Consider the following 18,925-nt stretch of genomic DNA (forward strand, 5'->3'; position numbering starts at 1 on the left):
CAATAACAACATTATCAGGGGTAGCTCATGACAAGCCCGGAAAAAATATTCGTTATCAGTACCGAGAACGAAAAACTCGTCGCGATTTGTGACAATGCCGACGCCGCCTGGGCGCTGGCGGCGTGCGTGTATGAGCAATTCGAGCTTAATCGCCTTGTTCACGATCTCGACGCCCTACCCTCGCGCGAGGAGTGTCGGCGCGTGCTGCGCAATGGCTATATAGAAGTTATGCACCGGCGCAAGCGCGGCGGCGCGGCGAAAACCTGTCGCGAATATAACCTAACATCGGTCGGCGAAATGGTGGTCGGGATCCACCCGCACAAACTCTATAAGGGCGCGCCGAAAAACCTTATCGCGTCCGAGAGGTGGTGGTAATGGCTTTTGTTGAAATGGATCCCGCGAAGGCCGATCAAATCACGGCGCGACTTGTTGGCGAGTTTGGGTTTAAACATGACGCGCGCGGCTGGCTGCAGCGCGGACGCTGCCCGAGCTGCGGGAAAAACGAGCTCTATACTCGCGCGAGCGCGCCGTTTGTGATCCGTTGTAACAGGATAAATCATTGCTCATACGAACAGAAAACGCGCGAGCTCTATCCGGATTTATACGAATCATTCAATAAGCGATACAAGCCCACGCCGGCGGATCCGAACGCCACGGCCGACGCCTATATGCGCCACGCGCGCGGGTTTGATACTGACAAAATTAAAGGCTGGTATAAGCAGGGCAAATTTTGGCACCCGGACGGCGACAAGGGTACGGCGACGGTCCGATTTTACCTGGACGACAACGCCGCGGATCCGGTTTATATGGAGCGATTTGTCGATGCCGTTACCATTACCGACCCCGAGACCGGCGAGAAAGAAACGCGCAAGGCGCACTTTAAAGGCTCGCACGGCGGGCAATGGTGGCAGCCGCCAAGCCTGGACATTGTCGAGGGCGATACAGTCTGGATCGTCGAAGGCTGTATTGATGCGATCGCGCTCAATCTTTCGGGCGTTAAAGCGGTTTCGATTCTCGCTTGCCGCAACTACCCCGAGCGGGCACTCGCTGGCTATGCCGGTAAGTCGATTAACTGGATTATGGCACTTGATAATGACGCCGCCGGCCGCAAGTTTGCACGAAAGCACGTTAAACGGATGCGCGACGCCGGCTTTGTTGTTAGCGCCGCTCAGGCGCCAGGCAAGGATAAAACAGACTGGAACGATCTCTATAAGGCCGGCAAGCTCACGCCGGCGGATCTCGGCGAATATCTCTATCATGGCGACTTGCTTATTGCCGAGTCGGCAACACAAAAGGCCTTATTAATATACAGGCACAATGGGCGACGAGAATTTTATTTTAATTATAACAAGCGGGTTTTTTGGTTTGCGCTGGATCTCGAGAAATACGATAAAGCATACAAAGAGCTCGAATCAGACAAGGCGCTCGATAAAGACGATATTCGCGAGCAGGCCATTAACAAGGCCGGCACGATTACGCCGCTCGCGAATTGCTTGTTTACTTTTCTTTATTATCAATACGCCCCGCTCACCGACGAAAGCTGGTATTACTGTCGCGTTGATTTTCCGCATGGTGCCAAATCGATAAAAAATACTTTTACCGGCTCGCAGCTCTCGAGCCCCTCAGAATTTAAAAAGCGGTTAATAAGCATCGCCGCCGGCTCGATCTTTTCCGGCTCGCCGATGCAGCTCGACCGCATTTTGCATGATCAACTCTACGGGATAAAAACCGTCGAAACGATCGATTATATTGGTTATTGCCCCGATCATGGCGTTTATGTATATCCCGATATATCGGTTAAAGACGGCGAGCGCTGCGCACTCAATGACGAGGATTTTTTCGAATATAACGACCTGGCAATAAAGTCGCTATCGCGCTCGGCAGACTTGCACATCGCTAACAATCCGCGCGACTATCATGCCGAATGGATTAATGATTTATGGCGCGCGTTTGGCGCGCAAGGCATTATCGCCGCGGCGTTTTGGCTGGGCTCGTTTTTCGCTGAGCAGATCCGCGCCACGCACAAAAGCTACCCATTTATTGAAATCGTCGGCGAGCCTGGCGCCGGCAAGACGACAATCATAGAGTTTCTCTGGAAGTGTTGCGGCCGGCTGGGGTATGAAGGTTTTGACCCCAGCAAATCAACACCGGCAGCCAGGGCGAGAAACTTCGCGCAAGTGTCAAACCTTCCCGTCGTGTTGATTGAGTCGGAGCGCGGCGCCGATGGCAAAAATCGCGGCTTTGACTGGGACGAACTTAAAACGCTTTACAATGGCCGCTCCGTGCGGGCGCGTGGCGTTAAAAACTCCGGCAATGAAACAATCGAGCCGCCGTTTCGCGGCGCGATTGTTATCAGTCAAAACGCCGAAGTCGAGGCGAGCCAGGCCATACTCGAGCGAATTGTTCATTTACGATTCACAAAAGCCAAGCAAAGCGAGCGGACGCGCGAGATCGCCGAGGCAATATCGACGATCCCCGTCGAGCGAGTGAGTTATTTTTTGCTTGATGCGATTACGCGCGAGCGCGAGATCCTGGAGGTTATCAAGCAGCGGACGCCAGAATACCGCGCAAGGCTGCACAAACTCGCCGGCCTGAATAACGTTCGCATTGTCTTAAATCATGCCCAGCTCTGCGCCCTGGTTGATGCGCTCGCCCTGGTGTTGCCAATCGATAAGCAGGTGATAACCGAAGTAAAGCGCGAGCTCGCCGACATGGCGCTCGCCAGGCAGCAAGCCATAAATGCCGATCACCCGCTCGTCGTGCAATTTTGGGAGACGTTTTATTTCCTCAACGGCGACACGCACGAGCCGCGGCTCGATCATTCCAAAACACCGACCTCGATCGCGGTCAACCTCAATCACTTTGTAAAACTTGCCAGCGAGCAAAGGCAGCATATCCCCGACATTGTCGAGCTCAAGCGGCTTTTAAAGGCAAGTAAATCGCACAAATACGTCGGCCAGCGCGCAGTTAATTCGGCCTTGCTGCGCAATCATGAAGGCACCCCGAAAACTGTTAAATGCTGGATATTCGAAAACCCGGAGGCGGCGCAATGAGCAACACAACGGGCGGGCGCTTGGCGCGCTGTATGGTTTGCAACTGCCCGGAGCGGGCAACAAAGCGCGCGCAGCTTCATATTTACCCCCGGCGCGGGGCGCTGCCTATTGTCGGCATGACGCCGATTGTCGTATGCGGCAAGCACGCCGACGACGAGCACGGTCGCAGGCTGTTAACCGATAACGCGGCCGGCTGGGAGTGTCTCTCGGCCGCGCTTTTTCCTCTTGAGCTGGATCGCGAGCGGTCTCGGGTTAAGTGGGTCGACTTGATTGTGCCGGAGGGTTTTTACCGTGGCAGCAACTAAAGACACCAAAGAAAACGCCGAGCGCGAGGTTTGTTGTCTTGTTCGTGACCCGCACGCCTGGGCGCCCGATAGCCGGCACAAAACCCGCAGCGCGCCGACAATGCTCAGGCTTGACCGCCTACCGAAAGCGAGTCGCGAGGCGCTCTGGAACGGAATCCAGGAACAGGCGCCCGAGCTGGCGGATCTCATGGCAAACGATCCCAACGTCGCGGCGCTGCGTGAAATGTTCGGGGCGCAATACCTACTCCCCGAGGAGCGCGTCGACGCCCTCCTCGCATTGCAAAAAAAAGAGGTCATTAATGATTAATGCGCGAATCCCTTTTCGGCATATGTTGGCGATACTGGTCGCGACACTATTAACCCAATGGCACGGCATTAAATTTTGGTCGGGGCTTGTTGGCACCGAGACCGGCTGGGCCTGGTCGCTCGCGCTCGAGGGCGCGGCGCTTTGGCTTTGGGCGCACCGGGAGCGCCGCCGCGTGTTCGCGGTTATTGCGTCCGGCTTGTTGTTGGCCGGCCCGTTGTTTCACATCGCCGAGCCGTTGATTGTCGCGGCCGAAACCGCCGAAACAGCAAGTCGAAATCGTGCGCAATCGATCGAAATCACGAGAGCGGAAATCGAAACGCTCGAGGCCGCGCTCGCGCGTTCGCTGGCTAATTCGGCGGCGCGCCTGGGCTGGCTGGGCGATATCCAGGCAAGCAAAGCCGAGCTATCCACCGCCCGGGCAAGGTTGCGCGATCTCGTGAGCGCTCAGGCGCCGAGCGTCGGCTTTTGGGCGGCGGCGCGCGTCATTATGCAGGCGCTCGCCCTGGTTATTGTTTGGCTTGTGTCGGTGATGGCAATTATCGAAATAACGAAACCGTCGGCCGGCGTTTCGACACAAGCCGGAAACACGGCACCGGCCCGGCCGGCGGCGGCGAAATCTGCGATCACTGTTTCGAAATCCGCCAGGCCGCCCGAAGCCGACGAGCTGGTCGCCCTGGCGGAGCTTTCCTCGCGCGCCCTCGACGCGCTACTCGCTAACAAGGGGATTACTCAAGGAGAATGGTCCGAGCAAAAAGGCCTCTCGCCGAAAAACGTTTCGCTTGTCAAAAACCACGCCCAGCGCAAAGCAGAAGGCAAAGAGGTCGCCAGCGAGGCGACGATCCGCCGAGTCGCGGCGGCCCTGGGTGTTTCTGTTGTCAACAAACCGGAGGGCGATCAATGAGCCGCCATAATCGATATATCAGCAAGCAATCAACAATCCGCGCCACGATCGCCACGACGGCGCGGTTTGTCTTTCAAGGCGCGGCGCACCAATTCACGCCGGAGCAACTGCGCACAATGGCAAAAACCGCAGTCGGCGCGCCGATCGAGGTCGATTTTTCGCCGATGCACAAGGTCGGACGCGTTACCTCGGCGCATGTGACTCGCGATAATGTGTTGCGCATCGAGGCAAGGGTCGAGGCTCAGGCAGTCGAGAGCCCGCAGTCGTGGCGACTGGTCGTCGGCTGGCTGCCCGAGGATGGCTCGCTCGTCTCTGTCGGCCTGGTTAAAACCTGGGTCGACCCGAACTTGCCGCCGGCCGAAGTGATAAGCGAGGTCGAAGCATGAGCGCGCGACAAGATCAATCGATTAGCGTTGAGCAGCTGGACGCATTTTTAACCGACCAAGCCGACGACCTGGGCATGTCACGCCCCAGGCTGGGCGAGTTATTGCTCGTCGAGGCGCGGTCGCTTTTGGATATCCCCGCGGATCTGGCCGGCCGACTGGTTACGGATATTCATTTAAACACCTACGTCGACGACAAGGCCTGGCAGGTCTCAAGCGATCCGGCGATCGGGACGCTAATCGACGCCGCGAACTTGTTACGATCGGGCGAGTTTATCAAGGTTTGAGTTTTGCAAAGGGGGCAACAATGAAACAAACAACACTCGGAAAAAGCCTGAAGGGTAACGTCGACGTCGACGTGATAAAACTCCTCGAAACGCGTCTATTGATCCAGGCCAACTCGGGCGGCGGCAAGTCCTGGGCGTTGCGCCGGTTAATGGAAATCACCGCCGGCCAGGTGCAACACATTATCATCGATCCCGAGGGCGAGTTTTCCACGTTGCGCGAAAAATTCGATTACATAATCGCCGCACCGCACGACGGCGACGCCCTGGCGCACCCGCGAACCGCTAAGCTACTCGCGCGGCGATTGCTCGAGACCGGCGCCTCGGCGATTTGTGACATCTACGACCTAAAGGCTCACGAGCGAATCGCGTTTGTTAAGCTGTTTCTCGACGCCCTGGTTAATGCGCCTAAAAACTTATGGCGCCCTGTTTTGATTGTGCTCGACGAGGCGCACATTTTCGCGCCTGAAAAGGGCAAGGCCGAAAGTCTCGGCGCGGTAATCGACGTCGCCACGCGCGGCCGGAAGCGCGGCCAATGTTTAATTCCGGCAACTCAGCGGCTCGCAAAACTGCACAAAGACGTCGCCGCCGAGTGTATTAACAAATTGATCGGCCGCACCGGGCTCGACGTTGATGTTAAGCGCGCCGCCGACGAGCTCGGCCTAACGGCTAAAGAGGCGGTCCAGGCGTTGAGGTCGCTCGAGCCTGGCGCGTTTTTCGCCTTTGGGCCGGCGATCTCTCAAACTGTGATTAAAACAACGGTCGGGCCTGTTGCGACAACACACCCGAAGGCCGGCGGTCGTCTGTTGGCGAAGCCGCCCGCGCCGTCGGCAAGGGTAAAGACGATCCTCGCCAAGCTTGGAGATCTACCCAAAGAGGCCGAGGCGGAGGCTAAAACCACGCAAGAGCTAAAAAAAGAGATCTCCAGGCTAAAGGCTGAGCTCACGATTGCCACGAAACAACGGCCCGGCATAAGCGAGGCGGATTGTTTAAAGCGAATCAAGGCGGCGCCGGCGACTGTTGTGTCGACAGCCTCGAGCCACGAGCGGGAATTGCTCGCCATTAAAAAGATCGTCGACAAGGCGCTCGGCAAATCAGCGCCGGCGACTGGTAGCCCGCAAACCGCGCGCGCGACGACTGCGCCGGCGGACGATGCCTCGATTCGGCCTGGCGCGAAAAAGATCCTCGGCGCTCTGGCTGCGCGCTACCCGGCAAAGTACACGCGCGCCCAGGTGGCAACGCTGACCGGCTTTTCGCCCAGGGGCGGCACGTTTGGGACTTACCTTAGCAATTTGAGGGTCGCCGGTTTTATCGCTGGCGATAATAGCGAACTACAGGCAACCGAGGCCGGTATAAAAGAGCTTGGCGGCGAGATCCCGGAGGCGCCAAAGACTCGCGACGAGATTATGCAGCAATGGCGGCGGGCGTTAAGGCCTGGCGCGTTTCGGATCCTCGAGGTCGTTGTCGATGCCGGCGAGGCCGGGATCTCTCGTCAAGACGTCGCCGAGCTTGTTGGCATGGTCTCGACCGGCGGCACGTTTGGGACTTACCTCAGCAACTTGAACACGAACGGGCTAATTAAAAACAACGCCGGCACGTTAACCGCGAGCGACTTACTACTCGAGACCAGTTAGCCACAAGCCCGCCAACAAGGCGGCGCGGGCTGTCAAGGTTAACGGCCTCCAGGACAATCGGCCCGCCCCAGCTCGCGGCGGGCCTTATCATTGGCACTCAAAATATGTACGACTCCCCCTTTTATCCCCGCATCCGTGAGCAGCGAGCACAAATAACCGGCAAACCCATCGCGGCGCGTTGAATCATCAACAACACCGGCGAGCAGGGTCGGCCGAGTATCGTCTCCCCAGGTTGCGTCTATTATTTTCTTTTCCTGTTTTACAAGCAGCAGCGCATGAGCGAGCGCTCTCGCGTCCGCCGGCGCCGAGGCTTGCGCCTTTGGTGCTGGTTTGTCGTCAAGCAATGAAGCAATAAGAAAAAAGAAAATAACACCAATAACGAGCAAGCCGGCCGCGAGCTCTTTCTTTTTTTTGCCCGGGCCGGCGGCGCCGCAAGCCGGACAGGTTTCGGCGAGCGCGTCGATGGCTCCGCCGCAGGATTGACAATTCTTTAAAGGCATCGCCCTCGCTCCCTGTCTCGTGGTGTAATATATTTTAAAATTATGTAACAACGGGGTCGCAATGGCAAAGGGTGTAGAGATCCGCGGCGGATCGATCCGCGTATATTTTCGATTCAATGGCGAAAAGTGTCGCGAGCGCCTGAACATGGAGCCGACGCCGGCAAATGTTGTTTACGCTGAGCGCATGGTCGAGCAAATCAAGCACGAGATAAAGGTCGGGGCGTTTGATTATGCAAAACACTTTCCCGGATCCTCTCGCCTGGCCGAGAACAGCCTCGGGCATTACCTGGATCTATTTCTCGAGATCAAGTCGAACAAGGTCGCGCCGAGCACATGGGACCTTTATCGCTCAATAATCGAAACCTGGTTAAAACCGTCGTTCGGCGCGCGCCAGGCAAACAGCATAGACTCGATCGAGCTTGAGCGCTGGATTAGCCAGGATCTCGCGGACCTGTCGAGCAAATACATAAAAGAGGTCGTCGCGGTATTGCGCCAGGCTTTCGGCGTCTATAGAAAGCGAAATCCGGGCGCCCTGGATCCAACTGAGGGGATTGTCGTCCGGCTGCCCGACGACGACGATCCGGATCCATTCACGCGCGCCGAGATTGAGAGGCTACTAAACACGCCGGCGGCCGGCGGCAGGATCCAGGAGTTAAACCTTGTCGAATTTATGATCTGGTCGGGACCCCGAGTCTCGGAGGCGCTCGCGCTCGCCTGGGAAGACGTCGCCGACCTCGAGGCCGGCGTTATCCAGTTTCGGCGCGCGATCGTTCGCGGACAGTACAAGGCAACAAAAACAAAACGATCTAAGCGCCAGATTCAGTTATTGAAGCCGGCCCGCGACGCCCTGGTACGACAGCACAAACTCACGGCCGGCCGGGCGCCGATACTCGCCCAGGTGCTCGACCGCGACAACCGGACAATAAAAACCGAGAGGATCCGGCCGGTTTTTCTCGATTCGCGAACCCTGGAGCCGCACTATTCGACGAAGGTTTTGCGCGAGTCGTTTTTCTCCAGGCAATGCGAGGCGGCCGAGGTGAGATATCGCGGGCCGGGCCAATGCCGGCATACGTTCGCCTCGCAGCTGTTAACGACGGGCGCGCTCCCTATTGAGTGGATCGCTCAACAAATGGGGCATACGTCGACCGATATGTTGCGACGAAAATATGCGACATGGATTAACGAGGACGCTCCAGACGTTGCTGCCGTGGCGAACAAAATCCTCGGATTCGAATAAGTACGAGTATTTTTTTGCCTCGCGTGGTCCCAAATCGGGCCCGAGGATCTTCTGGCCGCTCATAAACTTCTGATTTATAAGCTAAAAAATTGGTAGCGGGGACAGGATTTGAACCTGTGACCTTCGGGTTATGAGCCCGACGAGCTGCCAGACTGCTCCACCCCGCACTCGATGAGAGGCGCGAAGTCTAACGACATCGCCGTGCCTTTTCAAGGGTAAACCCGAATACAGTAAAAAAGAATCACCAAAACAATACTCGATGCCAATCACCGCTCTAAAACTTTGATGCAATTAAAACCTTGTCACGGTTCCGCGCCACGTACTCGGTACAATAGGTATATGCCACCCAGCCCAGTATCTCGCTCAAGGCGCTGATCAACACCGCGCCGGTCAGCAGGCGCTCCGTCGGGATTGCCAGGCCAACCAGGTTGGGTGTCAGGATCAGCAGCGCGGGATACGGTAATTGTTGCAGGCGCTGCTGCTGTACCTTGAGCGCTGACAACAAGGTCTGGGTCAGACCAAAATGTCCGGTCACAAAGGCAATGGGCAACCAGTAGACCAGCACCACCCCCATAACTGCCATGGACAGCCCCCAAAACCACGGGTAGTCCTTGAGGATGGACTGCAACTCGGCTCCTAGCGGCGCGACCACCAGAAACAGAATAAAACCGAAAAGCAGAAATGCCTTCAGCCCCATTACCATGAACCGGTTAAACACGCGCGCACCATTCAACATCACATCGCGAACTGATATGGCATCGCGGCTTGTCGCCAGTGACTGAAACATACCACTGGTAAAATAAAGAAACAGGAAAAAAGATGCAGCGCCAAACAACGGGCGCAATCCAGATGAACCGTCGTTGGCTGCAGAAGCAAGCAGCACCAATGTGACAGCCTGCATCGCAACCACCAACCACATCCCCGGACTTAGCAGCGCCCTGACTGCCGCACGAATACGATACGTATTTTCATTCTCTGGTGTGTGCTGATAATTATCGGTCTCAGTCATACATCTAGCCGGAAAGTTTCCAGTCTCCAGTCGTTATTTTCAATCGTCAATATTATCCACGACGGTCCACCAAAAGTGCGTGCTTTTCCGGCGGCGCCCGGATTCACCACCCACGGCAGCGCATCAGTGTCTACGGACTGTCGATGACTGTGACCGTAAACAATCATTCTTGCCGACGGGAACTGCTTGCGCAATACCTGGTGCCGCTCTGCCACTCGCCCCGCCTTGTCGCCATGCACCACGGCAATACTGCCACCCGGCAATTCAAGCCGGGCACGATTGCCCAGCGATTCCAGAACCAGATGCTCATCGGTATGCCATTTTCCGGGCACATCATTGTTTCCCTTGACTGCCACCAGGTCATTTTCGGGCAGTAGCGATCTCAACACCGCTGCCGAACCGATATCACCGGCGTGCACTGCATACTGGCACGACCGCACAGCCTCGACGACTTTCGGCCAGATGAACCCGTGTGTATCTGATAGAATCGCAACACGAACAATTGTTGACCGGATCGCCACCGCCTACCCGGAGTTGCGCGACCAGCTCTCGGCCCACATGGCTGATGCTCCGGCTACCGCGGCAGGAATCACGAAAAGATTAATCAATGGAATGATCGTGAATAACAGGCAAGTCAGGCCAAATCCCAGGGCCATCATCCGGTTGGCACGCGCGCGCGCGCGAATCGACCTGAAATCGTGCTCGCAACTCTCCATGGGATAAGCCACGTATTCAAGAGTCAACATCCAGGCCGTGGCCAGCGGCCACAAAACAATACCAGCCAGGTTAACAGCCGGAACCAGGCTTATCAGCACAAGAATCACACCGATCAACAGAAAATAAGCCAGTTTTCTTGATTCCGAAACCAACGCAGCCGGAAATCCCCTGATGACACTTAACCAGTTGCGCCCGTCAGGCGGTACAGAACCGAGGCTGATCTGGACCTTGTCAGCCAGCAGTCCGTTAAACGGCGACGCGACAAGGTTGGCCACCAACGTAAACAGGAAATAAAAGGCCACGACCACTATGGCGGCGAACATAATCCACAATACGGCGCGCAGAACTTCTATCCACCAGCCCTGCCCTTCCGGCAACAGCCATTGCATTAACTGCTCAAACTGGTTTGCCCCAACAATCGTCAACGCGACAAATATCACGACATTAATCAGTAGTGGTATCGCCGCATACCGACGCAATCCACGTTGCCGAATCAGTTCATAACCACGCAGAAAAAATCGCGCTCCGGCAAAAAATCCCGTCATCACGCATTACCCAAACTGGTAGTGCTTGCGCACAGGCTCATGAATATCCCAGGTACAGGACATACCTTTCGGAAAACTTACAAGGTCGCCCTTTCGGAAATACACCGCCTCGCCACCATCAGGTGTAACTGTGACCTCCCCCTCCAGAAGGTAACAGGTTTCACTGGTATCGTAAGTCCAGGGGAAAACCGACTTCTCCTTTTCCCACACTGGCCAGTCATAGACACCCATCACCTCAAGCTTGGCCGGCGCCGGGTCATGCTCGACAAGTATTTTCATGTACTGGACTCCTTGGTGTTTCATCGAGTATCCCATGATCGGTTTTTTTCACCAAGCGCTTGACACACCTCACAAGTCCGGCAACACTCGGGCCATGAACTCATATTCCGCAATCGTCTGTATTTCACCTGTATGGCGCGTCAAGTACAAGCTGCGTCAGCCTGCCCGTTTGCGGTCAATAATGAATTTCTAGCTGTAATTTACATTGGATTTTCCTAAAGACCGCATCCGGATCCGGGCGCGGTCTTTTTCGTTTTGGAGTTTGATTTTGTTGATACCGGAGGAATAACAGATGTCGGTACCGGCTGCCTACATAGGCGTAATACTCGTCTGGGCGACTACGCCGCTCGCAATCAAATGGAGCGGCGAAGGAAGCGGATTCCTGTTCGGTGTAACCAGTCGAATGATTCTCGGTGCACTGCTGGCTCTTGCGCTTGTCGCGGTGCTGCGCCTTCCATTACCCTGGCATCGAAAGGCAGTCAAAACCTATGTGGCCATCGCCAGCATGCTGTACGGGTCAATGATGTGTACATACTGGGCGATTCAGTATTTGCCTTCGGGACTGATATCGGTCCTGTTCGGGACAACACCACTGATTACTGCGGTGTTTGCGGCGCTGTTGCTGCGCGAGGACAGCCTGCGGCCGCAGCATCTTCTGGGCATTGGTCTGGCCTTGTCTGGTCTCTGGATTATCTACGCCTCCGACGTCATCAACAGCCGGCTTTCAGCACTGGGTGTCGGAGCAATATTGCTGGCCGTGTTGATCCACTCAGCCAGCAGTGTGCTCATCAAGCACATTGGTGCGGAACTGCCCGCCCTCAGCATAACCGCTGGCGGGCTGGTCATTACTGCCATGCTGTATGCCCTTACATGGCTCGGCTGGCATGGTACCTACATTCCCGATGTTCCGGAAAGGGCTGCCTGGGCAATCGGCTACCTCGGCCTGTTTGGATCGGTACTCGGCTTTGTCATGTTTTTCTATGCCCTCAAGCACGTGCCGGCAAATACCATGTCACTGATTACACTGGTCACGCCGGTTGCCGCCTTGCTGATCGGCAACCAGTTCAACAACGAACCAGTGTTGCCGGATACATGGGCCGGTACAGCATTGATCATGACCGGGTTAGTGTTTCATCAATGGCGCAACCGTCCGGCCACTCTCCCGGAAAGCCAGATATGACCGTCCGATCTCCGGCGCGATATACGGTACCACCGGTTACACCAACGGTGGCGCAGCCAGGTGGTTTTGCTACACTGGCATGACAAACAAAACTATAACGAAGGCCCGCGCCTTTGGACGAAGACGGAAAACCGATGAAACACTTTATACAGATACTTTGCGCCGGCTTGTTATCATTTGCTTTCCCGGTATTGGCCACAGATTCGGGCGTCGACACCAAGACAGGTAGCGAGTTAATTGCAGATGTCACAAACTCGACTTCGGTTCGCGTAGACATTGACTCAACCATTCCCGCATCTGCAACACCGTCACGGAACACCGATACGGTTATGAAAACCGTCGCCGCCAACACCAGGCCAAGTGACCGCGAAATCCTGACCGTGCTCAAAATCAACGGAATTTAAACGCTCGCCTGGCGCCCGTCTCTCTCCCCGGCGCCCTCATTCCCGCACCCCGGGATCAGCTCGTCGCGCTACCATTTCAAATCAGTATTGCTGTTTAAATGTATTTCGTCGAAATGCGTTGATATTTTGATGAAAAAATCGGGACTGGTTACTTGAATTTTTTCCTCGCAGCCATTATCTTACGCATATTAGCATTTACTAATATACAACTGGGGAAACTACATGGATATTAATTGCTCACTGGCCAAACAAATGATTGCCGAAGGCGCACAATTGGTAGACGTGCGCTCAACTTCCGAATACATGCAGGGCTGTCTGCCTGGCGCCCAAAGCATCCCGCTGGACGTAATCCAGGCTGCCGAGAAAATGCTGGAAAAAGACAAGCCTGTCATCCTGTATTGCGTTTCCGGTGCTCGCAGTGGCATGGCAAAAATGGCTCTGCAGAATTTTGGTTTCGGTGAAGTTTACAACCTGGGCTCGTTCCGCAATTTCTTTGCCTGCTAATTTTTCTGCCCCACCCGAATCTAGTCCCAGCCCCTTTAGCTAATTACCCCAAAAGGGGTTGGGTCAGCTCAGGTAATTAATCAGCATGTCACTGGTTGTACGCAACCGGCGACTGAGCAACTCGGCGATATTGGCCAGCATCTTCGCGCCCAGGCCAGGTTGCTCTTCCGTCAACCGAATCAGGCTATCTCTGGTCAATACTGCCAATAACGTAGGTTTCGCCGCTACTGCGGTGGCCGAATGAGGCTGACCATCAATAATAGACATCTCTCCTATCGTTGTTCCCGGACACACGTCTGTAATCTTTCGGCTGACACCGAGACTGGTTTCCTTGACCACGTCCAGCCCGCCATCAAGAACAATGCACAGGTACCCCGCCCTGTGCCCTTCAACAAACACCGCCGAACCGGTTTGCGCACGATAAGCTTCCAGGTACCCGGAAAGCACAGAGACATCGCTCGAATTAAACTTGCCAAAAATACTGGTGCCCGTGCCAAGCTGACATGCGAGCTTGTCCATAAAATGTGCATCTCTCGGGACTGCATCCAGTTCCCGATAGCGATCATTCCCCGTCATGGGCACCCCCTCCTGTGAGCATGGTCGCAATCAATCATAACATCATACAGTATAGCGGGATTTTATCGTACAACCACAACTGCCCGCCCTGGTATCGGGCCGGGTAGTTATGTTTATGATACTGGCTGGGGTCTTGTGGCGCGAACCGATCTACAGCGCCGCTATGGCGCTGCGACAGAGTTCTGTTAACTGGCCGGCGAACAACATTGCCAGCAGCAAGGCCATCACGTTAACCGACATCAACGCGGCCACTGCCGGGCGTGGAGCAATCGGCGCATCTGCTACCGGGTCATCAAAATACATGAGCTTGATAACCCGCAGGTAATAGAACGCGCCAACAACGGCAAACAATACCGCAGTCAATGCGAGCCACAACATGCCGGAATCAATGACGGATTGCACTACCATCAGCTTCGCGTAAAAGCCTGCAGTCGGCGGGACGCCGGCCATGGAAAACATCAACACCAGCATGATAAAGGCATACCAGGGGCTGCGCTGATTCAGCCCCTTAAAGTCCTCGAGATTGTCGGCCTCGAATCCCTTGCGAGACAACAACATGACCATGCCAAACGCGGCCATGCTCATGGCTGCATAAGCCAGCACGTAGATCATCGATGAACTGTAGCCATTGGGGCCGGCAGACACAATACCGAGCAGGAAGAAACCCATATGCGATATTGCCGAGTATGCCAACATGCGCTTGATATTGGTCTGTGCAATGGCAATGAGGTTGCCCGTGGCCATGGACAAGATTGCCAGGATAATGAGCATTGATTGCCAGTCCGCCACGAGTCCGGCCAGGCCATCAACCAGTAAACGCATGATCATGGCAAAAGCCGCCAGCTTCGGCGCAGAACTGATATAGGCTGCTACCGATGTCGGCGCGCCATGATAGACATCAGGCACCCACATATGGAAGGGAACGGCTCCGAGTTTGAATGCCAGCGCAACTACAACGAATACAAGACCCAGCACCATGGGCATATTGGTCTTGATATCAAGCAGCGAAACCTTGGCCTGCACCTCGGCAATATTCAGGGAGCCGGTTACACCATAGAGCATGGACATGCCATAGAGCAGCATACCGGATGCGAGTGCGCCAAGGACAAAATACTTCATTGCCGCCTCGGTGGCAGTCCCGGAATCACGCTGCATTGCAGTCATGGCATACAGGCACAACGACATCAATTCAAGGCCAAGGTAAAGGGTGAGAAAATGGCTGGCTGATGCCATCACCATCATACCTACTACGCCAAACAGTCCCAGTACGAAATACTCGCCCCTGAACATGTTGCGATCACGCAGGTACTCCCGCGAATAGGCAAACACGAAAAACACCACGAGACTCATCATGATCTTGAGCACGGACGACATTGTGTCGTGAACAAACATGCCTTCAAAAGTATGCTGTGGTGCAATGGCGAGTCCCTGCCAGGCCAGGATAGCCGTACCTGCAAGGGCAACCTGGGCGAGCAGGTAACTGATATGCCGCCGCTCGTCGGAAAGATACAGGTCCACCAGCAACACGACGCAGGCCATGCCGGACAGGAAAATCTCCGGGGCGAGCAAATTAAAGTTTGGCATTACCATATTCTGTTCTCTTTCCCCACCACTTACAGTTTGCTGCTGGCCGCTTGCTGGAGCAAATGATCAACCGAGGCATGCATGACATCAAGGAAAGGCATTGGCCACAACCCCATCGTCAGCACAGCGAAAGCCAGCGTCGCCAGGATAAAACGTTCTCTCGGTGTCGCATCAGTTAATTGTTTTACCGCATCATTCACTACCGGACCGAATACTGTGCGTTTGTACATCCACAAGGTATAGGCAGCACCAAATATCAGCGTAAATGACGCCAGGAACGCATACCAGATATTTACCTGGAACGCCCCCATAATAACCAGAAACTCTCCGACAAAACCGGAAGTACCCGGCAGGCCACTGTTTGCCATGGCAAACAACATCATGAATGCCGCGAAGACCGGCATAGTGTTGACCACGCCGCCGTAATCCTTGATCTGCCGACTGTGCATACGGTCATACATTACGCCAACACAAAGGAACAATGCACCGGATATAAAGCCATGAGAAATCATCTGCATGATTCCGCCCTCAATTCCCTGGGCATTGAAAATAAAGAAGCCGAGCGTGACAAAACCCATGTGCGAAATTGATGAATAGGCAATAAGCTTTTTCATGTCTTCCTGGACCAGGGCAACAAGTCCGATATAAACCACTGCAACCAGCGACAGGCCGATCATCAACCAGGCAAGATCATGGCTGGCATCCGGTGTGATCGGGAGATTGAAACGCAGGAAGCCATAGGCGCCAAGTTTCAGCATAATGGCTGCCAGAACCACGGAGCCGCCGGTCGGCGCCTCAACGTGCGCGTCCGGCAACCAGGTATGAACCGGCCACATGGGCACTTTCACCGCGAACGCCATGAACATCGCCAGGAAGATCAGCGTCTGTTCTGTTGCATTAAGCGGCAATGCGTGGAATGCGGCAATATCAAAGCTCCTGCCGGCCTGGTAATACATATAGATGAAGGCTACCAGCATCAACACCGAGCCGAGGAAGGTATAGAGGAAGAACTTCACCGCCGCGTATACACGATTAGGTCCGCCCCAAACGCCTATAATTATGTACATGGGAACCAGCATGGCTTCCCAAAACACGTAAAACAGCATGGCGTCAAGCGCACTGAATACGCCAACCATGAGCCCTTCCATGATCAGGAACATCGCCATGTACTGGGCAACCCGCTTCTGGATCACTTTCCAGCCTGCCAGCACCACGAGAACGGTGGTAAATGTGGTCAACAGTATAAGTAACAGCGAGATGCCATCTATACCAAGATGGTAATTGATATTGAATGCCTCGATCCAGCGATAGCTCTCGACAAACTGCATGTTGGCGGTACTGCTGTCAAAACGCGTGTACAACGGAACACTGGCAGCCAGTGTCAGCAGCGATGTAATCAATGCCAGCACCCGGGCCAGGGGCGCATTCCTGTCACTACCGGTTGCCAATACGGCGATAGCGCCCAATATTGGCAGCCAAATAACCAGACTCAGTGCGTTTTCAGAAAACATATCGCTTATTTTTCCTTATCCAACCTGCGGTTCGCTGCCGGTCCTGCCTAGGCATGCAAATAAAACGTTATCAGTACAAACAGGCCAATGATCATTGCAAACGCATAATGATAGACGTAACCGGTCTGCACATGGCGTATGACTGATGATATCCAGCCTACTACCCTCGCAGAACCGTTTACCATAAGTCCGTCAATCAGCCTGACATCGCCGGTTTTCCACAAAAACCGGCCAAGTGCGCGCGAACCGCCCGCAAATACAGCCTGGTAAACCTCGTCAAGATAGTACTTGTTCATCAGCAACGTATGCAGTGAACTGAACCTCGAGGCAAACCATTCCGGCAGCTCGGGCTTCTTGAGATAGAATATCGCTGCCGTAACTATGCCGCCCACGGCAAGCCAGAACGGTGCCGCCATCACGCCATGCACCATAAACTGGCCAATACCGTGCCAGCCACGACCCAGTTCACCGACCACGTCATGTTGCGGCGCTACCGAGATGGCATTACCAAAAAACTTGCCAAACAACATCGGCTCGATATACAGACCGCCAGCCAGAATTGATGGGATTGCGAGCATGACCAGCGGGAATACCACTACAAACGGGGATTCCTTGAGATGCTCGCGCGTATGATCATCCATGCGTGGTTTGCCATGGAAAGTCATGAACAACAATCTGAAACTGTAGAATGCGGTAATGAAGACACCGGTCATTACGGCAAAATAGGCAAAGCTGCTGCCGGGCAAGTTTGACAAATGCACTGCTTCAATAATGGCATCTTTGGAGAAGAACCCGGCAAACGGCGGTATGCCGGCCAACGCCAGCGAACCAATGACGGCGGTCCAGTAGGTCCAGGGCATATATTTCTTGAGTCCGCCCATCTTGCGCATGTCCTGCTCATGGTGCATGGCGATAATGACCGAACCGGCGCCCAGGAACAGCAACGCCTTGAAAAACGCATGGGTCATCAGGTGGAAAATAGCCGCTGAGTAAGCTGACGCGCCCAGCGCTACAGTCATGTATCCGAGCTGCGACAAGGTTGAATAGGCCACGACCCGCTTGATGTCGTTCTGCACCATACCCAGGAATGCCATGAACAATGCGGTAATGGAACCAATAACCAGGACAACAGATAACGCGGTTTCGGATAACTCATACAGAGGCGACATGCGCGCCACCATGAAGATGCCTGCGGTAACCATGGTTGCAGCATGGATCAATGCCGAGATGGGGGTAGGACCCTCCATGGAATCAGGCAGCCAGACGTGTAACGGGAACTGGGCGGACTTACCCATGGCGCCGATAAACAACAGGATGCAGATTACGGTCACCAGGTTCCAGTCAACACCGGCCATGATAGTGATGGTTTGCTGCGCCTGGCTCGGCGCGATGGCAAATACTGCTGCATAATCCAGCGTACCGTAAGTCATGTATATTGCGGCAATACCCAACAGGAAGCCAAAGTCACCTACACGATTGACCAGGAATGCCTTGAGGTTGGCAAATATCGCCGATTCACGCGTATACCAGAAACCGATCAGCAGATAGGAAACCAGGCCCACCGCTTCCCAGCCAAAGAACAGCTGCAGGAAATTGTTGGACATGACCAGCATCAGCATGGCAAACGTGAACAGGGAAATATAGCTGAAAAAGCGCTGGTAGCCCGGGTCTTCATGCATGTAGCCAATGGTATAGATATGCACCATCAGGGATACAAACGTGACCACCACCATCATCATCACTGTCAACGAATCAATCAGGAATCCCACTTCCATGGGAATGCCACCACTCACGCCCCAGGTATAAACAGTGCCGTTGAATATGTTGCCAGCCATGACATCCGGGAGCACAACAAAAGCCGAGAGCAGAAAGGATATGGTGACGCCGCCTATGGTAATGGTGTGGGCGCTGCGACGACCAATAACCCTGCAGAACAGGCCGGACAGTATGGCACCAGCAAGACTTGCCAGTGGCACCAAAAGGTAGATCGTTGTCATTTCAAGTCCAAACAT

The 18,925-nt window shown here is 54.7% G+C and carries 21 protein-coding genes and 1 tRNA gene; 12 read left to right on the top strand and 10 right to left on the bottom strand.

Translation table 11 applies throughout. From position 1 onward, the window contains the following. The first annotated feature begins 27 nt into the window (after positions 1 to 27). Genes OEZ10_08765 through OEZ10_08800 form a run of 8 tightly spaced genes read left to right on the top strand, consistent with a single transcriptional unit; the run spans position 28 to position 6,867 of the window. Entirely contained in the window at positions 28 to 375 is a 348-nt protein-coding gene (locus OEZ10_08765) for a hypothetical protein (GenBank protein ID MDH5633075.1), read from the top strand. Further along, positions 375 to 3,053 carry a toprim domain-containing protein gene (locus OEZ10_08770; GenBank protein MDH5633076.1) on the top strand — a complete coding sequence of 893 codons (2,679 nt, stop codon included), beginning with the start codon at positions 375 to 377 and terminating at the stop codon, positions 3,051 to 3,053. The genes OEZ10_08765 and OEZ10_08770 overlap by 1 nt, the downstream gene beginning before the upstream one ends. Next, complete coding sequence (locus tag OEZ10_08775) at positions 3,050 to 3,358, top strand: hypothetical protein (protein ID MDH5633077.1); 309 nt, start codon at positions 3,050 to 3,052, stop codon at positions 3,356 to 3,358. Before OEZ10_08770 ends, OEZ10_08775 begins: the two co-directional genes overlap by 4 nt. Continuing rightward, entirely contained in the window at positions 3,345 to 3,665 is a 321-nt protein-coding gene (locus OEZ10_08780; GenBank protein ID MDH5633078.1) for a hypothetical protein, read from the top strand. Before OEZ10_08775 ends, OEZ10_08780 begins: the two co-directional genes overlap by 14 nt. Then, positions 3,658 to 4,566, top strand: coding sequence for a hypothetical protein (locus OEZ10_08785; GenBank protein MDH5633079.1), 909 nt, complete (start codon positions 3,658 to 3,660; stop codon positions 4,564 to 4,566). Before OEZ10_08780 ends, OEZ10_08785 begins: the two co-directional genes overlap by 8 nt. Then, positions 4,563 to 4,952: a hypothetical protein gene (locus OEZ10_08790; protein MDH5633080.1), complete on the top strand. Its 390-nt coding sequence runs from the start codon at positions 4,563 to 4,565 to the stop codon at positions 4,950 to 4,952. The genes OEZ10_08785 and OEZ10_08790 overlap by 4 nt, the downstream gene beginning before the upstream one ends. Further along, entirely contained in the window at positions 4,949 to 5,236 is a 288-nt protein-coding gene (locus OEZ10_08795) for a hypothetical protein (GenBank protein ID MDH5633081.1), read from the top strand. The genes OEZ10_08790 and OEZ10_08795 overlap by 4 nt, the downstream gene beginning before the upstream one ends. Before the next feature lie 20 nt (positions 5,237 to 5,256). Continuing rightward, positions 5,257 to 6,867, top strand: coding sequence for a DUF87 domain-containing protein (locus tag OEZ10_08800; protein MDH5633082.1), 1,611 nt, complete (start codon positions 5,257 to 5,259; stop codon positions 6,865 to 6,867). Positions 6,868 to 6,905: 38 nt separating this feature from the next. On the opposite strand, the gene OEZ10_08805 is transcribed toward OEZ10_08800, so the two are convergent. Continuing rightward, entirely contained in the window at positions 6,906 to 7,367 is a 462-nt protein-coding gene (locus tag OEZ10_08805) for a hypothetical protein (GenBank protein MDH5633083.1), read from the bottom strand. 61 nt (positions 7,368 to 7,428) lie between these two features. On the opposite strand from OEZ10_08805, the gene OEZ10_08810 reads away from it, so the two are divergent. Beyond that, complete coding sequence (locus OEZ10_08810) at positions 7,429 to 8,604, top strand: site-specific integrase (GenBank protein MDH5633084.1); 1,176 nt, start codon at positions 7,429 to 7,431, stop codon at positions 8,602 to 8,604. A gap of 90 nt (positions 8,605 to 8,694) precedes the next feature. Here OEZ10_08810 and OEZ10_08815 read toward each other — a convergent pair. The 5 genes from OEZ10_08815 to OEZ10_08835 all read right to left on the bottom strand — a co-directional run bounded on the left by OEZ10_08815 (position 8,695) and on the right by OEZ10_08835 (position 11,154). Continuing rightward, positions 8,695 to 8,771: transfer RNA gene (locus tag OEZ10_08815), tRNA-Met, on the bottom strand. 107 nt (positions 8,772 to 8,878) lie between these two features. Then, positions 8,879 to 9,613 carry a hypothetical protein gene (locus OEZ10_08820; protein MDH5633085.1) on the bottom strand — a complete coding sequence of 245 codons (735 nt, stop codon included), beginning with the start codon at positions 9,611 to 9,613 and terminating at the stop codon, positions 8,879 to 8,881. After that, complete coding sequence (locus tag OEZ10_08825) at positions 9,610 to 10,134, bottom strand: metallophosphatase family protein (GenBank protein ID MDH5633086.1); 525 nt, start codon at positions 10,132 to 10,134, stop codon at positions 9,610 to 9,612. The genes OEZ10_08820 and OEZ10_08825 overlap by 4 nt, the downstream gene beginning before the upstream one ends. A gap of 3 nt (positions 10,135 to 10,137) precedes the next feature. Beyond that, positions 10,138 to 10,875 (bottom strand): sulfate transporter CysZ, encoded by a 738-nt coding sequence (gene cysZ / locus OEZ10_08830; protein MDH5633087.1) that lies wholly within the window; start codon positions 10,873 to 10,875, stop codon positions 10,138 to 10,140. 6 nt (positions 10,876 to 10,881) lie between these two features. Continuing rightward, complete coding sequence (locus OEZ10_08835; protein ID MDH5633088.1) at positions 10,882 to 11,154, bottom strand: cupin domain-containing protein; 273 nt, start codon at positions 11,152 to 11,154, stop codon at positions 10,882 to 10,884. Between the two features lie 292 nt (positions 11,155 to 11,446). Here OEZ10_08835 and OEZ10_08840 point away from each other — a divergent pair, with 292 nt between their 5' ends. From OEZ10_08840 to OEZ10_08850, 3 genes are all read left to right on the top strand, one after another. Beyond that, positions 11,447 to 12,334: a DMT family transporter gene (locus OEZ10_08840; protein ID MDH5633089.1), complete on the top strand. Its 888-nt coding sequence runs from the start codon at positions 11,447 to 11,449 to the stop codon at positions 12,332 to 12,334. A 134-nt stretch (positions 12,335 to 12,468) separates the two neighbouring features. Continuing rightward, complete coding sequence (locus OEZ10_08845) at positions 12,469 to 12,738, top strand: hypothetical protein (protein ID MDH5633090.1); 270 nt, start codon at positions 12,469 to 12,471, stop codon at positions 12,736 to 12,738. Between the two features lie 222 nt (positions 12,739 to 12,960). Continuing rightward, positions 12,961 to 13,242 (top strand): rhodanese-like domain-containing protein, encoded by a 282-nt coding sequence (locus OEZ10_08850; protein ID MDH5633091.1) that lies wholly within the window; start codon positions 12,961 to 12,963, stop codon positions 13,240 to 13,242. Positions 13,243 to 13,305: 63 nt separating this feature from the next. Here OEZ10_08850 and OEZ10_08855 read toward each other — a convergent pair whose 3' ends face one another. From OEZ10_08855 to nuoL, 4 genes are all read right to left on the bottom strand, one after another. Further along, positions 13,306 to 13,818: a cyclic nucleotide-binding domain-containing protein gene (locus tag OEZ10_08855; protein ID MDH5633092.1), complete on the bottom strand. Its 513-nt coding sequence runs from the start codon at positions 13,816 to 13,818 to the stop codon at positions 13,306 to 13,308. Between the two features lie 150 nt (positions 13,819 to 13,968). After that, entirely contained in the window at positions 13,969 to 15,402 is a 1,434-nt protein-coding gene (gene nuoN / locus OEZ10_08860; GenBank protein ID MDH5633093.1) for an NADH-quinone oxidoreductase subunit NuoN, read from the bottom strand. A 29-nt stretch (positions 15,403 to 15,431) separates the two neighbouring features. Further along, positions 15,432 to 16,913: an NADH-quinone oxidoreductase subunit M gene (locus OEZ10_08865; GenBank protein MDH5633094.1), complete on the bottom strand. Its 1,482-nt coding sequence runs from the start codon at positions 16,911 to 16,913 to the stop codon at positions 15,432 to 15,434. A gap of 47 nt (positions 16,914 to 16,960) precedes the next feature. Further along, positions 16,961 to 18,925 carry an NADH-quinone oxidoreductase subunit L gene (gene nuoL, locus OEZ10_08870; protein ID MDH5633095.1) on the bottom strand — a complete coding sequence of 655 codons (1,965 nt, stop codon included), beginning with the start codon at positions 18,923 to 18,925 and terminating at the stop codon, positions 16,961 to 16,963.

This window comes from Gammaproteobacteria bacterium (genome assembly GCA_029880545.1).
In the GTDB taxonomy this organism is placed as follows: domain Bacteria; phylum Pseudomonadota; class Gammaproteobacteria; order Acidiferrobacterales; family SZUA-150; genus JAOUOD01.

What these genes read in the sequence shown, in the direction of transcription:
- OEZ10_08805 (MDH5633083.1), bottom strand. Translation starts at nt 7,367, where the DNA reads ATGCCTTTAAAGAATTGTCAATCCTGCGGCGGAGCCATCGACGCGCTC.
- OEZ10_08765 (MDH5633075.1), top strand. Translation starts at nt 28, where the DNA reads ATGACAAGCCCGGAAAAAATATTCGTTATCAGTACCGAGAACGAAAAA.
- OEZ10_08845 (MDH5633090.1), top strand. Translation starts at nt 12,469, where the DNA reads ATGAAACACTTTATACAGATACTTTGCGCCGGCTTGTTATCATTTGCT.
- OEZ10_08835 (MDH5633088.1), bottom strand. Translation starts at nt 11,154, where the DNA reads ATGAAAATACTTGTCGAGCATGACCCGGCGCCGGCCAAGCTTGAGGTG.
- OEZ10_08865 (MDH5633094.1), bottom strand. Translation starts at nt 16,913, where the DNA reads ATGTTTTCTGAAAACGCACTGAGTCTGGTTATTTGGCTGCCAATATTG.
- OEZ10_08800 (MDH5633082.1), top strand. Translation starts at nt 5,257, where the DNA reads ATGAAACAAACAACACTCGGAAAAAGCCTGAAGGGTAACGTCGACGTC.
- OEZ10_08840 (MDH5633089.1), top strand. Translation starts at nt 11,447, where the DNA reads ATGTCGGTACCGGCTGCCTACATAGGCGTAATACTCGTCTGGGCGACT.
- OEZ10_08790 (MDH5633080.1), top strand. Translation starts at nt 4,563, where the DNA reads ATGAGCCGCCATAATCGATATATCAGCAAGCAATCAACAATCCGCGCC.
- OEZ10_08810 (MDH5633084.1), top strand. Translation starts at nt 7,429, where the DNA reads ATGGCAAAGGGTGTAGAGATCCGCGGCGGATCGATCCGCGTATATTTT.
- OEZ10_08850 (MDH5633091.1), top strand. Translation starts at nt 12,961, where the DNA reads ATGGATATTAATTGCTCACTGGCCAAACAAATGATTGCCGAAGGCGCA.
- OEZ10_08785 (MDH5633079.1), top strand. Translation starts at nt 3,658, where the DNA reads ATGATTAATGCGCGAATCCCTTTTCGGCATATGTTGGCGATACTGGTC.
- OEZ10_08855 (MDH5633092.1), bottom strand. Translation starts at nt 13,818, where the DNA reads ATGACGGGGAATGATCGCTATCGGGAACTGGATGCAGTCCCGAGAGAT.
- OEZ10_08775 (MDH5633077.1), top strand. Translation starts at nt 3,050, where the DNA reads ATGAGCAACACAACGGGCGGGCGCTTGGCGCGCTGTATGGTTTGCAAC.
- cysZ (MDH5633087.1), bottom strand. Translation starts at nt 10,875, where the DNA reads ATGACGGGATTTTTTGCCGGAGCGCGATTTTTTCTGCGTGGTTATGAA.
- nuoN (MDH5633093.1), bottom strand. Translation starts at nt 15,402, where the DNA reads ATGCCAAACTTTAATTTGCTCGCCCCGGAGATTTTCCTGTCCGGCATG.
- OEZ10_08795 (MDH5633081.1), top strand. Translation starts at nt 4,949, where the DNA reads ATGAGCGCGCGACAAGATCAATCGATTAGCGTTGAGCAGCTGGACGCA.
- nuoL (MDH5633095.1), bottom strand. Translation starts at nt 18,925, where the DNA reads ATGTTTGGACTTGAAATGACAACGATCTACCTTTTGGTGCCACTGGCA.
- OEZ10_08820 (MDH5633085.1), bottom strand. Translation starts at nt 9,613, where the DNA reads ATGACTGAGACCGATAATTATCAGCACACACCAGAGAATGAAAATACG.
- OEZ10_08770 (MDH5633076.1), top strand. Translation starts at nt 375, where the DNA reads ATGGCTTTTGTTGAAATGGATCCCGCGAAGGCCGATCAAATCACGGCG.